A 13,392-nucleotide genomic window follows, 5' to 3' on the forward strand; every position below is an offset into this window, starting at 1 on the left:
CGCCATGGCTGCCACAAGGATTCCCGCCATGCAGGCGGCCGTCCAGATCATGAAGGACGAGGGTGTCGACATCGCGTTCGGCTGCCCCGGCGCCGCGATCCTCCCGCTGTACAAGGCGATGGAGGTGGTGGGCGGCATCGACCATCTGACGGTCCGCCACGAAGAGGGCGCGACGCACATGGCGGACGGCTGGGCGCGCACCAACGGCAGGGTCGGGGTGGCGATCGCCACTTCGGGCCCGGGCGCCACCAACTTCATCACCGGTCTGTACACCGCGCAGGCCGACTCCATCCCGATGGTCTGCATCACCGGCCAGGCGGTCTCCCCGAAGCTGCACCAGGAGGCCTTCCAGGCGGTCGACATCGTGGAGATAGCCAAGCCGGTCACCAAGTGGGCGGTGCAGGTCAAGGAGGCGGCGCAGATCCCGTGGATCTTCCGGGAGGCGTTCCGGATCGCCCGTGAGGGCCGTCCGGGACCGGTGCTGATCGACATCCCGCTGGACAAGGGCCGGCAGGAGATCTGGTACGACGCCGAGATCGACGCGCCGCTGCCGGTCAAGACCGTCGCACCGCACGCGCCGCGCGTCGAGGCCGCGTTGGACCTGCTGCTGGCCGCGCGCAGGCCGCTGATCCTGGCGGGCGGCGGGGTGATCCTGTCCGAAGCCTCGGACGTGCTGCGGGAGTTGGTCGAGTACCTACGGGTGCCGTTCCAGGTGACCTTGATGGGCAAGGGCTGCATCGAGGACGACCACCAGCTGAACCTGGGCACGACGGGGGTCCAGACCTCCCAGAGGTACGCCAACGCCTCCTTCCTGGAGTCGGACTTCGTGCTCGCCGTCGGCGCCCGGTTCGGCGACCGGCACACCGGGGCCGACATCGACATCTACAAGGGCGACCGCACGTTCGTCCATGTGGACATCGAGCCGGGCCAGTTGGGCCGGGTCATCGAGCCCGATCTCGGCATCGTCTCCGACGCCAGGCTGTTCCTGGAGGCGCTGCTGGCCGCCGCCAAGCGGCGCCGGGCCACGGCCGACGTCGCGTCCTGGATCGAGCGCTGCCAGGAGCTCAAGCGCACCCTGGTCCGCAGGGAGGACTTCGACACCACCCCGATCAAGGCCCCGCGGGTCTACAAGGAGATCAACGAGATCTTCGACGAGGACACCTACTTCGTCACCGCCATCGGCCTTTACCAGATCTGGGGCGGCCAGCACCAGAAGGCCCACAAGCCGCGGCACTACCAGGTCTGCGGTCAGGCGGGACCGCTGGGTTGGGAGATCCCGGCCGCGATCGGCGTCAAGAAGGCGCTGCAGAGCCAGGGCAGGAACGACGAGGTCGTCGGCATCGTCGGTGACTACGGCTTCCAGTACATGGTCGAGGAACTCGCGGTCGCCGCCCAGTACAACGTGCCGTACGTGCTGATCATGCTCAACAACGAGTACCTGGGCCTGATCCGCCAGGCGTCCATCGGGTACGACATGAACTACCAGGTCGACATCCACTACGACGAGTACGGCTCGGACAACGTCAAGATCATGGAGGCGTACGGCTGCTCCGGCCGCCGTGTCTGGGATCCGGCCGACATCCGCTCGACCGTCGAGTGGGCCCGCAAGGAGGCGGCCTCGACCTCCCGCCCGGTGCTCGTCGAGATCATGATCGAGCGCGAGGCGAACACCCCGCACGGCCCGAACATCGACGCCGTCAAGGAGTTCGAGCCGGAGGCGTAGGCCTCACCCCGACCTCCGTCCGGCGGCGCGCCGACCTGTCCTGTCGCGCCCAAGCGCGCCGCCGGGCGGAACCATTGACATTTTGTTGAAGCGATTCGTAATGTCCCGGGACACAGTCCGGCATACGGAAACGCGCTACCGCACGACGGTAGTTGAGGGTGCTGTGTTGTCCCGGGGGGTGCCCCCGGACCCCCATCGGAAGGTCGTCATGCCCAAGCCCACGCTTACCACCGAGTCCGGCGCTCCGGTCGCCGACAACCAGAACTCCGCCAGCGCAGGTGTCGGCGGTCCGCTGCTGCTCCAGGACCAGCATCTGCTGGAGAAGCTCGCGCGCTTCAACCGCGAGCGGATTCCGGAGCGCGTGGTACACGCCCGCGGTTCCGGCGCGCACGGCCACTTCGAGGTGACCGACGATGTCACCGCCTTCACCAGGGCCGCGTTCCTGTCGCAGATCGGCAAGCGCACCGACATCTTCATCCGCTTCTCCACGGTGGCCGGCAATCTCGGTGCGGCGGACGCGGTACGCGACCCGCGCGGCTTCGCGCTGAAGTTCTACACCGAGGAGGGCAACTACGACCTCGTCGGCAACAACACCCCGGTGTTCTTCATCAAGGACCCCGTCAAGTTCCCGGACTTCATCCACTCGCAGAAGCGCGACCCGTTCACCGGCATCCAGGAGCCGGACAACGTATGGGACTTCTGGGCGCACGCCCCCGAGGCCACGCACCAGGTCACCTGGCTGTTCGGCGACCGCGGCATCCCGGCCTCGTACCGCCACATGAACGGCTACGGCTCGCACACCTACGGCTGGGTCAACGAGGCGGGCGAGGCGTTCTGGGTCAAGTACCACTTCAAGACCAACCAGGGCATCCGCTGCCTGTCCACCGAGCAGGCCGCCGAGCTGGCCGGTAGCGACCCGGACAGCCACCAGCGGGACCTGGTGCAGTCGATCGAGCGCGGCGTCAAGCCGTCGTGGACCCTGTACGTGCAGATCATGCCGGTCGCCGAGGCGGCGGACTACCGCTTCAACCCGTTCGACCTGACCAAGGTCTGGCCGCACGCCGACTACCCGCTGCGGCGCGTCGGCCGCCTGGTGCTGGACCGCAACCCGGACAACGTGTTCGCCGAGGTCGAGCAGTCGGCTTTCTCCCCGAACAACTTCGTGCCCGGCATCGGCCCGTCCCCGGACAAGATGCTCCAGGGCCGGCTGTTCGCCTACGCCGACGCGCACCGCTACCGCCTGGGCGTCAACCACACCCAGCTCGCGGTCAACGCGCCGAAGAACCCGGCCGCCAACTACGGCCGCGACGGCTTCATGGCGACCAACGCACAGGGCCGGCACGCGAAGAACTACGAGCCCAACTCCTACGACGGCCCGGTCCAGACCGACCAGCCACTGGCCGCGGCCCTCGCGGTCTCCGGCCACACCGGCACCCACCCGGCCCCCGAACACACCAAGGACGACGACTTCTTCCAGGCCGGTGAGCTGTACCGGCTGATGTCGCCCGAGGAGCGGTCCCGGCTCATCGCCAACATCGCCGGAAGCCTCTCCCAGGTGACCCGCGACGACGTGATCGAGGCCAACCTCGCCCACTTCCACGCCGCCGACCCGGACTACGGCAAGCGCCTTCAGGCGGCCGTACGCGAGCTGCGCGAGAACTGATCCCCGACGGGGCACCAACTCGCCCGCGCCGCCGGCCTCTTCTGAGGGGTGGAGGACCGGCGGTGCGGGCGTACCGCGTTCTTCCGGGGACCGTGGCGCGGCGTTCGACGCCGCGGGACCCCGGGTCCCGGCTGCCCTGGCGGCTGACGTCTGTGCGGGCGTCAGCCGCCAGGGCCGCATGCCGGGCCCTGAGCCTCGGCCCCGGATATTGTGGTCGCACGACCGCCCACCGGACCGGATCTGCCTGGAGTTCCGCCTTGGCCGAAAGCGTGCCCGTCCGCTGCCCGGCTTGCCGCCGCGAGCACGGGTTCACCCCGCCGACCTTCCCCTGTCCATGCGGTGCGCCGGTGACCATTGCGGTACTGCGCGGCGGCGTACCGACCGAGGTACGGCAGCGGACCTGGAAGAACTCCTGGGTGACACTGCGCTGCCCGTCGTGCGGACGCAGCGACGACTGGCCGCAGCCCGAGCTGGGCTGCACCTGCGGCGCCGTCATCCGACTCCCCATCGACCCGGGACCGCCCGATGTACCGCCCGCCGAGTCGGAACCGGCGGGAGCGCCGCTGCCCACCACCGGCACGGGTACACCGCTCACCGGAGCGCCGCAGCCGGTGCGGCGGCCGCCGTTCCGGCCGGTGACGATCCGCACCGGCGGAGACGCGGTAACAGCGGCGGCGCAGTATCTGAAGTGGCTGGGCTTCACCGGCGTGGCCGTCGCGGCCGACCACTCGGCGACCGGAGTCGACCTGCGCGGTGAGGGCGTGGTGGCACAGGTGGACCCGGCAACCCGGCCGACCCCGTTGCGCGATGTCGAGACGCTCTGGCTCAACTCGCTCAACGAGGACTGCGCCGGTGCGTTCTTCTCGCTGGCCGGTTACGCGCATGACGCCCGGCTGCGCGCCGACCAACTCGGCGTTCCGCTGTTCGTGATGGACCTGACCGGTACACCGCAACCGGTCAACGACGCGGCCGACCAGCTGATCCGTACCGCACCGGGCAGCAAACCGGCCTGAGACGGCGGGCCGCTCCCCGCCCTCTCAGGCCGATGTCATCCGATCCGGTCAGTCACCGGTGTTCGTGGCCCAGATCGGCCCGCCGGCCTTGTCGTAGACCACCGCGTTTCCGTCATCCTGCACGACCAGATACGCACCGTCGTTGCCTTCGGTGTTGGAGGCCCAGACGGGGCGGTCGCCCTCGTCGTACAGCACGACGTTGCCGTCGCTTTGCACCTTCAGGGTGTTGCCGTGCGACCAGGCGTTCTCGGCCTGCCAGGCAGGCTTGTTGTCCTTGTAGAGCACCAGGTTGCGGTCCTCCTGCAGGCGCAGCAGGGTCCGGCCGTTGCCCGAGGTCAGCGCTTCGTTCAGGGTAATCTGCGTGCCCGCGTGGAAGATGGCGTCGCTCATCGTTGCCCACCCTTCAACTCGGCTTGCCTGACGGCCCGGAGGACTCCCCGGGCCGTGGTGGCAACGTATGCGGGCACCACTCACAGCCGACAGGCAGGAATCCGTCACCTCACCATGGACAGGGGCTAACGGCGCACTCCGTGCACGGTGCCCCGCGCCACACGCCGGGGGCGCTCACCGCAGATCCAGTTCCCGGAACTCGCTGCTCGTCCAGGCATCCGGGGTGGCCGCCGAAGGAACCTTGGCCTCGGTAGCCGTGGACTGTAAGGCATCCTCCGGCGGCGGCTGCACCGAAACCGGCGGTGGCGAGCAACGGCTCAAATACCCGGCACAAAACCAGCACTTCACCTTCAAGGTGACCTCGCCTGGCAAGAACACCACCTACCACCAGCCGCCAGTGAACGTGACGGTCAGGAACCTCTCCGCCCCGAACCAACTGCAGCAGAAGCTCGGCGACACCGCTCAGGTCCGCTGCGACCGTCAGCCCGTCGGCAGCGGGACCGGCCGAGGCTGTGTGAACTGGACCTACGACCCCACCTACACCCTCAACACCCGCGATGGACGGATCGACCAGGTGGCCTGGCACGTGTACTGGGCGCAGCACAACCTGATTCACAAATGGGGCCTTCAAGGCCAGGGCAGGCGGAACCGCATACTGGACCACGACGAGTACTGGGTCCAGGTCCTGACCTGACACTCAGGGAGGGGAGACGCTCCATGGTCCATCCGGTGTGGGAAGTGCGCGCCCGGCTGTTCGTCTCCGCGAGGCAGTACCTGATCGTCGGCAACCCAGATCACGTACCCATCCCAGAACGGGTGCCCACCGGTGTGATCCTCACCGCGACCGACGGCGCGCTGCTCCTACCCGGGCTGAACACAGGCGACATCTGGATGAAGGCCGAGACGTGGGCCGAAGCGCCGCCACTGGAGCTGGACGGCTGGGACGACGTCGTCGAGGCCAGCTACAACGCCACCCAGGAAGCACGACTCTGCGCGGTGGACGGCGGCCCTGCGGAGCGGTTCCCCAACCTGGCATGGAACGGGCCCGGCACGTACCGGTTACGGGTCAGCACCCGGGGCCGGGACGCCGGAAGCTACGCCGACGCCATCGACGAGGACGAAGAACCAGTCGAGGAACACCGCATCCAGTCGTGGCCCGCACCACCCAGCCCAGCAGTCGTACACAAGGCGACCGACGCGGTGGGCAGGTACTGGCGAACGGCCTGACAACGGCAGACCGGCCCCGCGCCAACAATCGGCGCGGCTCCATCTGCATCACCCGCGACCAGAAGGGCATCGGCCGCGGCCAGGCCAGCGCAGTGCTCGACGTCGCTGCGGCTCGGGACGCCTTCCGCGAGCGCACCGGCGAGTACGTGCCGATCTGCTCCGACGGCGGGCTGGTGCACGACTACGACGTGGCCCTGGCTCTGGCGATGGGAACCCGAGTGCCGCCAGAGCATGGCAGCGAGATCAAGTGGGCCCGGCGCTCAGTGGACTTCCCGTTCCAGCCCCGCCCAATACGGCTCGCGGAGCTTGAACTTCTGGATCTTGCCGGTGGCCGTGCGCGGGATGGAGTCGCGGAACTCCACGCTTGTCGGCGCCTTGTATCCGGCCATCCGCTGCTTGCAGTGGGCGATGATGTCGGCCTCGGTCGCCGTCGCTCCCTCGGCCAGGACCACCAAGGCCTTGATCGTCTCGCCCCACTTCTCGTCCGGCACACCGATCACGGCGACCTCGGCGACCGCCGGGTGGCTGAAGATCGTGTCCTCCACCTCGATCGACGACACGTTCTCCCCACCGGTGATGATCACGTCCTTCTTCCGGTCGGAGATCGTCAGGTGGCCGTCCGCCTCGTCGATGGTGCCGCCGTCACCGGTGTGGAACCAGCCGCCCTCCAGCGCCTCCGCCGTCTCCTCCGGCTTGTCCCAGTAGCCGTCGAGCACCGTATTCGACCGTGCCAGGACCTCGCCGGAGTCCGCGACCTTCAGCTTGACGCCCAGCGCGGGCAACCCCGCACGCGACAGCTTCCGAGCCCTCTCCTCCGCGGGCAGATCCGCATCGGCCAGACGGGAGCGGTTGAAGGTGAGCAGCGGGGACGTCTCCGTCAGGCCGTAGAGCTGGGTGAACTCCCAGCCCAACTCCTCGCCCACCCGCTGGATCGTCCTGCTCGGCGGCGGTGCCCCGGCGCACACGATCCGCACCCGATCGCGACCTGGGATCTCGCCTTCCCACGTCGCCGCAGCATCCAGCACCGCGTTCCACACCGCGGGCGCGCCGCACATGAGCGTGACGCCGTGTTGCTCAACACGGCGCAGGATCTCCGCGCCGTCGACCTTGCGCAACACCACCTGCTTCACGCCGAGTCCTGCCATCACATACGGCATGCCCCAGCCGTTGCAGTGGAACATCGGCAGCGTGTGCATGTAGACGTCGCGCTCCCAGACGCGGGTGTGCAGCCCGAAGGTCAGGCCGTTCACCCAGATGTTGCGGTGGGTCACCTGCACACCCTTGGGCCTGGCGGTGGTCCCCGAGGTGTAGTTGATCGTGGCGGTGGCGTCCTCGTCCGGATTCGACCACGGGCGCGGCTCAACGCCGAACCGCATCAGCTCGCTCTCCGTCTGTGCGCCGAGAACGAAGCGGTGGCGCGCCTTCACCGCGGAGAGCGCACCGTCCAACTCCGGGTCGACGAGCAGGGCCGAGGCCCCGCTCTGCTGCACCACGTATTCGACCTCTTCCGGCTTGAGGCGGAAGTTGACCGGCACGCAGATCCGGCCGCTCATCGGCACTGCGAACAGCAACTCAAGCAGCCGGGCGGAGTTGTGGCTGACCACCGCCACCCGCTCGCCCTCGCCGACGCCGAGCGCGTCGAACCCCGCCTGCCAGGCCCGCACCCGTTCCGCGAACCGCCCGTACGACGAGTCCGGCACCGGCTCGGCGGGCTGGGTCGGCTCGTCGACCACCCCCAGGCTGGACGAGAACCCCAGCTCTGCCCGATCGAGGAAGTCCGTGATGGTCATCGGTACCCGCATTGCTCTCCCCTGTCCGCGACGCTCAGGAACAACAACGAAGGAATACCAACAGCCGCCATCGATCAAGCGGCCAGCCGCAATTGAACGGAAAAGCCCCCTGATCTTGACGCCTTGAACACGTCGTCGGCGCGCCTGATGTACGTGATGTGGCCGTCGGAGTCGCGCGAGCCGATGTCGCCGGTGCGGTAGTAGCCGCCTCGTCGAACTTCCCGGTGTCCGCCGCGCGTACCAGCACATGGCGGGCGCCGCCCCGCTCGATGCGGTCGGCGGGGTCGGCCGGGCCGAGCAGCGGGGTGGCCGGGACGACGACCGCGCGCAGCTTCATGGCGGCCAGTGCCGTCTCCTACGGCTCCGTCTGGTTGCCGAGCATCACGATGTGTGCCCCCCGTGGGGTGTGAGCCGGTCGGGATCACATGGTGGCATCGGGTGCGCCGGGTTGGCTCCGGTGGTGCGCGGCGATCAGGTCCCGGTACCAGGCGTAGGAGGCCTTGGGGGTGCGGGTCTGGGTGGCGTGGTCGAGATGGACCAGGCCGAAGCGCTGGGTGTAGCCCTCGGCCCACTCGAAGTTGTCGACGAGCGTCCAGACGAAGTAGCCGCGTACGTCCACGCCTTCGGCGACCGCGTCGGCGACGGCGCGGATGTGTCCGTCGAGGTAGGCGATCCGGTCGGGGTCGTCGATGCCGGGGTACGAGCAGCCGTTCTCGGTGATGGTGATGGGCACCAGCGCGTCCCCGTACCGGCGGCCCAACCGCAGCAGCAGTTCACGTAGGCCCTCGGGAACGACGGGCCAGCCGAAGGCGGTGCTGGGCACTGCGTCGATGGTTGCCTGCGTGAACGGCAGGCCGTCGGAGTCGTCGGTGGGCGCGCAGATGCGCGTGGGGTTGTAGTAGTTGATCCCGAGACCGTCGAGGGTCCCGTGGATCAGCGCCAGGTCGCCGTCCTTGACCGAACCTCCGAGGTCGTCTCCGACGCCGTAGGCGGACAGGTCCGGGTAACGGCCGGCCAGCAGCGGGTCGTTGAAGAGCTGGTTGTGCAGGGCGTCGTACGCCTCGGCGGCGGCACGGTCCGGTGCGGTGTCGCTCGCCGGGCTCACCGGGGTGCAGTTGTTGGCGATCATCACCCGGCCGCCGTGCCCGCGCAGGATCCCGGCGGCGAGCGCATGGCCGAGCAACTGGTGGTGCGCGGTGGGCAGGGCATCCAGCATGAGCGTGTGGCCGGGCGCGTGCTGGCCCAGCGCATAGCCGAACACCATGTGGACGAATGGCTCGTTGAGCGTGATCCAGTCGCGGATCCGGTCACCGAGCCGGTCGGCGGTGTGCGCCGCGTACTCGGCGAAGCGGTACGCGGTCTCCCGCGACATCCAGCCGCCGTCCTCGGCCTCCAGGGCCTGCGGCAGGTCCCAGTGGAAGAGCGTCGGCAACGGTGTGATGCCGGATTCGAGCAACGCGTCGGTGAGCCGGTCGTAGAACGCGAGCCCGCGTTCGTTGACCGGCCCGCGCCCGGTCGGCTGGATACGTGGCCAGGCGATGGAGAAACGGTAGGCGTCGATGCCGAGTTCCCGCATCAGCGCGATGTCCTCGGGCCAGCGATGGTAGTGGTCGCAGGCGGTGCGCGCATGGTGCCCGTCCCTGATGGCACCGGGTCTGGCGGCGAACACGTCCCAGACGCTGGGCCCTCGTCCGTCCTCCGTGGCCGCCCCCTCGATCTGGTAGGAGGCGGTGGACACGCCCCAGCGGAAGGTCGGCGGCAGTGCGGGTGTGCGCGGCATGGGCTCGGCCCCTTCGACGCAAACATGAGGGTTGTTCATGCTAGCGATTCGCCGCCGGAAGGCCAGATCCGGCACAGTGGTTCGTATGAAGGCCGTTCCGCTCCGCCGCCGTCCCGTCCAGCGACGCAGCCTGGAGCGGTTCGAGCGGATCCTCGACGTGAGCGCGGAGTTGCTGGCCGAGACCGGGTACGGCGCCCTCACCACCCGCGAGGTGGCCCGCCGCGCCGGGGTCCCTATCGGCACGCTCTACCAGTTCTTCCCCGGCAAGGACGGATTGGTGGCGGCGCTGGCCGCGCGCAATCTGGAGCGCTACCTGGACCGCCTCGCGCGGCGCATGGAGGCCGAAGCACCGTCCGGTACCGCCGAGTTGGTCGACCTGGCGGTCGACGAGTTCGTCGCCATGAAGCGCTCGATGCCCGGTTTCGCGGTGCTCGACTTCGGGTTGGCCGGGCGCCCCGGCACCCGCGCCGAGCAGCACATCCTCGACACGGTGCTGGACAACAACGCCGCGGTCGCCGAGCGCCTGCGCGCCCTGACCTCCGGCTCACTGGACGACGGCGCCGGGATCGAGTCGCCGCTGACACTGCAGGTGGCCATGGAGTGCGCCGACGCCGTGCTCCAACTCGCCTTCCGGACCGACCCGGAGGGGGATCCGGGTCTGATCGCGGAGTGCAAGCGGGTGTTGCGGCGGTATCTGGCGGCGGGCACCGGCTGACGGCGATATGTGAGCGCGCCCGGCTGACGCCGATGGGTCGGCTAGCCGCGCTCGACATCCTTGCGGCTGACCGCCAGATATCCGACGAAGGCCGCGATCACCACCGCCAGAGCCAGGCTGACCAGCCCGGTGCCCACACCGAGGCCGCCGCGGCTGTGCGGTACGCCCATCCAGTCCGCGAACGAGGCGCCGAGCGGGCGGGTCACGATGTAGGCGAACCAGAAGGCGAAGATCTCGTTCAGACCGAAGCGCCAGTAGGCCAGGGCCGGGATGGCGATCAGGACGGCGAACATCACGCCGGAGGAGAAGTACCCCAGGTGCATGGTCACCGCGGTCATGTCGCCCGCGGCGGTGCCCAGCGCGAACGTCGCCATGACCGTGGCCCAGTAGAAGGCCTCACGGCGGCGGGTGTGGATGCTGTGGATGGACAGCGTCTTCTCGGTCGCGTACCAGACAACGAAGACGGCGGCCAGCACGACCACGTAGAACGCGGTGGACGCGACGTAGGGCACGCCCAGTCCGACGTGCAGGACGTCGGCGGCCATGGTGCCGAACACGCTGACCATGACGATGGCGAGCCAGTAGATCCAGGGCACGTAGCGGCGGGCGGAGAACTGCAGCGCCAGCGCGGCGACCAGGGCCAGTCCCGCGATGCCGACCGCGATCACCGGGTCGATCGTGCGGGCCAGGTAGTCCGAGGTCGTCTCACCCATGCCGGTCGTCAGCACCTTGATGATCCAGAAGTAGACCGTCACTTCCGGGACCTTGCTCATCGCGTGCCGCGCGGGGGCCACTGGCCCGTCGTAACGGAGCTGCTCTGTCGTCATGGCGGCAAAGGATGGCACACAATCCCATGAGATTCCCAACGCCCCCTGACCCACCGTAAACTTCGGACAAATCGCCCGGATCACCGCTGGAAATTCGCTCGCAGTTCGACCTTGCGCACCTTGCCGCTCACGGTCATCGGGAAGCTCTCCACGATCCGCAGATGGCGTGGGACCTTGAAGTGCGCCAGTTGGCCACGGCAGAAGGCCTCGATCTCCGACAGGGTGGGCGCGTCCGCCGCATCGCGCGGGATGACGCAGGCGAGGATCTCCTCGCCGTACCGCTCGTCGGGGACGCCGACGACCTGGACATCGGCGATCTTCGGGTGGGTGTAGAGGAACTCCTCGATCTCCCTGGGGTAGATGTTCTCGCCGCCGCGGATGATCATGTCCTTGATGCGGCCGGCGATCACGACGTAGCCGTCCTCGCGCATGATCGCCAGATCGCCGGTGTGCATCCAGCGGGCGGCGTCGATCACTTCGGCTGTCCGCTGCGGCTCCTGCCAGTAGCCGAGCATCACGCTGTAGCCGCGGGTGCACAGTTCGCCCGGTTCGCCCCGCGGGACGGTCCGGCCGGTCACCGGGTCGATGATCTTGACCTCGATGTGCGGGAGCACCCGGCCCACGGTCTCCGTGCGGCGTTCCAGGTCGTCGTCGCGGCGGGTCTGGGTGGACACCGGTGAGGTCTCCGTCATTCCGTAGCAGATGGCCACCTGCGACATGTGCATTTCGGCGACCACCCGTTTCATCACCTCCACCGGACACGGCGATCCGGCCATGATGCCGGTGCGCAGCGACGACAGGTCATAGGAGGGGAAGCCCGGCAGGTTCAGCTCCGCGATGAACATCGTCGGGACGCCGTAGAGGGAGGTGCAGCGCTCCGCCGCCACCGCGCGCAGGGTGGCCGCGGGATCGAACCCGGGTGCCGGGATGACCACACAGGCGCCGTGGCTGGTGGCGGCCAGGTTGCCCATCACCATGCCGAAGCAGTGGTAGAAGGGGACCGGCAGGCAGATCCGGTCCTGCTCGGTGTATCCCACCAACTCGCCGACGAAATAACCGTTGTTGAGGATGTTGTGGTGGGACAGCGTCGCACCCTTGGGGAAGCCCGTGGTGCCCGAGGTGTACTGGATGTTGACCGGGTCGTCGCAGCCCACGCCCGCCTCCGCGGCGGCCAGCCGGTCGTCCGGGACCGCCGCTCCGGCCGCGGTCAGCTCCTCCCACGTCGGATCGCCGATGTAGACGACGTCGCGCAGCGACGGGCAGTCGCCCCGCGTCCGCTCGACCATGCCCCGGTAGTCGCTGCTCTTGAACGCCGTCGAGGCGACCAGCAGCCGAACCCCGGCCTGGTTCAGCACATACGCCAACTCATGGACGCGGTAGGCGGGGTTGATGTTCACCATGATCGCGCCGATCCGCGCGGTGGCGTACTGGACCAGCACCCACTCGGGGCAGTTGACCGCCCAGATCCCGACCCGGTCGCCCTGGCCCACGCCCTTCGCCAGCAGACCGCGGGCCACCGCGTCGACAGCACGCCCGAACTCCCGATAGGTCCAGCGGCGACCGCCGGCCATGTCCACCAGCGCTTCGCGCTCCGGGTACGCGGCGATCGCGCGGTCCAGATTGGCGCCGATCGTGTCGCCCAGCAGCGGGGTCGTTCCGGTACCGCCGCTGTACGAGAGTGTGGTCATCCGTCGCCTCCCTCGATGCCCGACCGATCGCCGGACTGCCACGGAGCCCATTACCCCGGCGCCCGCGCCACTACCCGCCGTGGCCAAGCGTCTCCCGCAGCGCCGGGGCCAGCGTCTCCACGATGTCGTCCAGTGACAGTGCGGTCACCGTCGGCAGCCGGATCATGTAGCGGGTCACGGCGAGGCCGAGGAGTTGCGAGGAGACCAGGCCCGCCCGGCGGGCGGCCTGCGGGGCCGATGACGGCCGCCAGCGCCGGAGCGACCTGCGTGGCGAAGATCTCCCGGGTGCGCTGCGCGGCGCGCTCGTTGGTGACCCCCGAGCGCAGCACCATCAGCAGCGCGTCGTCGGCCGGGTCGCTCTCCCAGCGGTCCAGGAAGTGGCGCACCAGGGCGTACGGCAGCTCGGCGGGGGGAACGGCGGTGAGGTCGGGCAGCCGCAGATCGATGGTGAGGGCGGCGTCGAAGAGCTGCTCCTTGGTGCCGAAGTAGCGGATGACCATCGACGGGTCGATGTCCGCGTCGGCCGCGGTCCGGTGGTGTCGAACGCACCTCGACCCGATCACGATGCGAGCGGAC

12 protein-coding genes and 2 pseudogenes are annotated in these 13,392 nt (G+C 69.0%); 7 read left to right on the plus strand and 7 right to left on the minus strand.

The window, feature by feature from the left end; all coding sequences use genetic code 11:
- Window positions 1-4: 4 nt before the first annotated feature.
- The 3 genes from gcl to P2L57_RS23840 all read left to right on the plus strand — a co-directional run bounded on the left by gcl (window position 5) and on the right by P2L57_RS23840 (window position 4,399).
- Window positions 5-1,723, plus strand: coding sequence for a glyoxylate carboligase (gene gcl, locus P2L57_RS23830; RefSeq protein ID WP_275817870.1), 1,719 nt, complete (start codon window positions 5-7; stop codon window positions 1,721-1,723).
- Window positions 1,724-1,931: 208 nt separating this feature from the next.
- Window positions 1,932-3,386 (plus strand): catalase, encoded by a 1,455-nt coding sequence (locus P2L57_RS23835; protein ID WP_275817872.1) that lies wholly within the window; start codon window positions 1,932-1,934, stop codon window positions 3,384-3,386.
- A gap of 257 nt (window positions 3,387-3,643) precedes the next feature.
- A complete protein-coding gene (locus P2L57_RS23840) occupies window positions 3,644-4,399 on the plus strand; it encodes a hypothetical protein (RefSeq protein ID WP_275817874.1) in 756 nt (251 codons plus the stop codon).
- 48 nt (window positions 4,400-4,447) lie between these two features.
- Here the strand turns inward: P2L57_RS23840 and P2L57_RS23845 are convergent, their stop codons facing one another.
- On the minus strand, window positions 4,448-4,789 hold the full coding sequence (locus P2L57_RS23845) for a hypothetical protein (protein WP_275817876.1): 342 nt from the start codon (window positions 4,787-4,789) through the stop codon (window positions 4,448-4,450).
- 256 nt (window positions 4,790-5,045) lie between these two features.
- Here P2L57_RS23845 and P2L57_RS23850 point away from each other — a divergent pair, with 256 nt between their 5' ends.
- The 3 genes and pseudogenes from P2L57_RS23850 to P2L57_RS41155 form a co-directional block, all read left to right on the plus strand.
- A complete protein-coding gene (locus tag P2L57_RS23850) occupies window positions 5,046-5,483 on the plus strand; it encodes a hypothetical protein (protein ID WP_275817878.1) in 438 nt (145 codons plus the stop codon).
- A 23-nt stretch (window positions 5,484-5,506) separates the two neighbouring features.
- Entirely contained in the window at window positions 5,507-6,016 is a 510-nt protein-coding gene (locus tag P2L57_RS23855) for a hypothetical protein (RefSeq protein ID WP_275817880.1), read from the plus strand.
- Window positions 5,941-6,222, plus strand: a pseudogene (locus P2L57_RS41155) (IMP dehydrogenase); the annotation flags it as partial. The gene P2L57_RS23855 and the pseudogene P2L57_RS41155, both read left to right, overlap by 76 nt.
- A 54-nt stretch (window positions 6,223-6,276) precedes the next feature.
- Here the strand turns inward: P2L57_RS41155 and P2L57_RS23865 are convergent.
- The 3 genes and pseudogenes from P2L57_RS23865 to P2L57_RS23875 form a co-directional block, all read right to left on the minus strand.
- Window positions 6,277-7,818: an AMP-binding protein gene (locus tag P2L57_RS23865; protein WP_275817882.1), complete on the minus strand. Its 1,542-nt coding sequence runs from the start codon at window positions 7,816-7,818 to the stop codon at window positions 6,277-6,279.
- 196 nt (window positions 7,819-8,014) lie between these two features.
- Window positions 8,015-8,194: pseudogene (locus P2L57_RS23870) on the minus strand (AMP-dependent synthetase); the annotation flags it as partial.
- A 33-nt stretch (window positions 8,195-8,227) separates the two neighbouring features.
- A complete protein-coding gene (locus P2L57_RS23875; protein ID WP_275817884.1) occupies window positions 8,228-9,586 on the minus strand; it encodes a GH1 family beta-glucosidase in 1,359 nt (452 codons plus the stop codon).
- Window positions 9,587-9,671: 85 nt separating this feature from the next.
- On the opposite strand from P2L57_RS23875, the gene P2L57_RS23880 reads away from it, so the two are divergent.
- Complete coding sequence (locus tag P2L57_RS23880) at window positions 9,672-10,301, plus strand: TetR/AcrR family transcriptional regulator (protein ID WP_275817886.1); 630 nt, start codon at window positions 9,672-9,674, stop codon at window positions 10,299-10,301.
- A gap of 41 nt (window positions 10,302-10,342) precedes the next feature.
- Here the strand turns inward: P2L57_RS23880 and P2L57_RS23885 are convergent, their stop codons facing one another.
- The 3 genes from P2L57_RS23885 to P2L57_RS40840 all read right to left on the minus strand — a co-directional run bounded on the left by P2L57_RS23885 (window position 10,343) and on the right by P2L57_RS40840 (window position 13,379).
- On the minus strand, window positions 10,343-11,128 hold the full coding sequence (locus P2L57_RS23885) for a COG4705 family protein (RefSeq protein WP_275817889.1): 786 nt from the start codon (window positions 11,126-11,128) through the stop codon (window positions 10,343-10,345).
- Between the two features lie 80 nt (window positions 11,129-11,208).
- Window positions 11,209-12,816 carry an AMP-binding protein gene (locus P2L57_RS23890; protein ID WP_275817891.1) on the minus strand — a complete coding sequence of 536 codons (1,608 nt, stop codon included), beginning with the start codon at window positions 12,814-12,816 and terminating at the stop codon, window positions 11,209-11,211.
- A gap of 50 nt (window positions 12,817-12,866) precedes the next feature.
- Window positions 12,867-13,379, minus strand: coding sequence for a TetR/AcrR family transcriptional regulator (locus P2L57_RS40840; RefSeq protein WP_425574845.1), 513 nt, complete (start codon window positions 13,377-13,379; stop codon window positions 12,867-12,869).
- Window positions 13,380-13,392: the final 13 nt, after the last annotated feature.

It is taken from the genome of Streptantibioticus ferralitis (assembly GCF_029223525.1).
Taxonomy (GTDB): domain Bacteria; phylum Actinomycetota; class Actinomycetes; order Streptomycetales; family Streptomycetaceae; genus Streptantibioticus_A; species Streptantibioticus_A ferralitis.

Excerpts from the sequence above, each read along its gene's own strand:
- P2L57_RS23835 (WP_275817872.1), top strand. The coding sequence starts at position 1,932 with ATGCCCAAGCCCACGCTTACCACCGAGTCCGGCGCTCCGGTCGCCGAC.
- P2L57_RS23855 (WP_275817880.1), top strand. The coding sequence starts at position 5,507 with ATGGTCCATCCGGTGTGGGAAGTGCGCGCCCGGCTGTTCGTCTCCGCG.
- P2L57_RS23875 (WP_275817884.1), bottom strand. The coding sequence starts at position 9,586 with ATGCCGCGCACACCCGCACTGCCGCCGACCTTCCGCTGGGGCGTGTCC.
- P2L57_RS23845 (WP_275817876.1), bottom strand. The coding sequence starts at position 4,789 with ATGAGCGACGCCATCTTCCACGCGGGCACGCAGATTACCCTGAACGAA.
- P2L57_RS23880 (WP_275817886.1), top strand. The coding sequence starts at position 9,672 with ATGAAGGCCGTTCCGCTCCGCCGCCGTCCCGTCCAGCGACGCAGCCTG.
- P2L57_RS23865 (WP_275817882.1), bottom strand. The coding sequence starts at position 7,818 with ATGCGGGTACCGATGACCATCACGGACTTCCTCGATCGGGCAGAGCTG.
- P2L57_RS23890 (WP_275817891.1), bottom strand. The coding sequence starts at position 12,816 with ATGACCACACTCTCGTACAGCGGCGGTACCGGAACGACCCCGCTGCTG.
- gcl (WP_275817870.1), top strand. The coding sequence starts at position 5 with ATGGCTGCCACAAGGATTCCCGCCATGCAGGCGGCCGTCCAGATCATG.
- P2L57_RS23885 (WP_275817889.1), bottom strand. The coding sequence starts at position 11,128 with ATGACGACAGAGCAGCTCCGTTACGACGGGCCAGTGGCCCCCGCGCGG.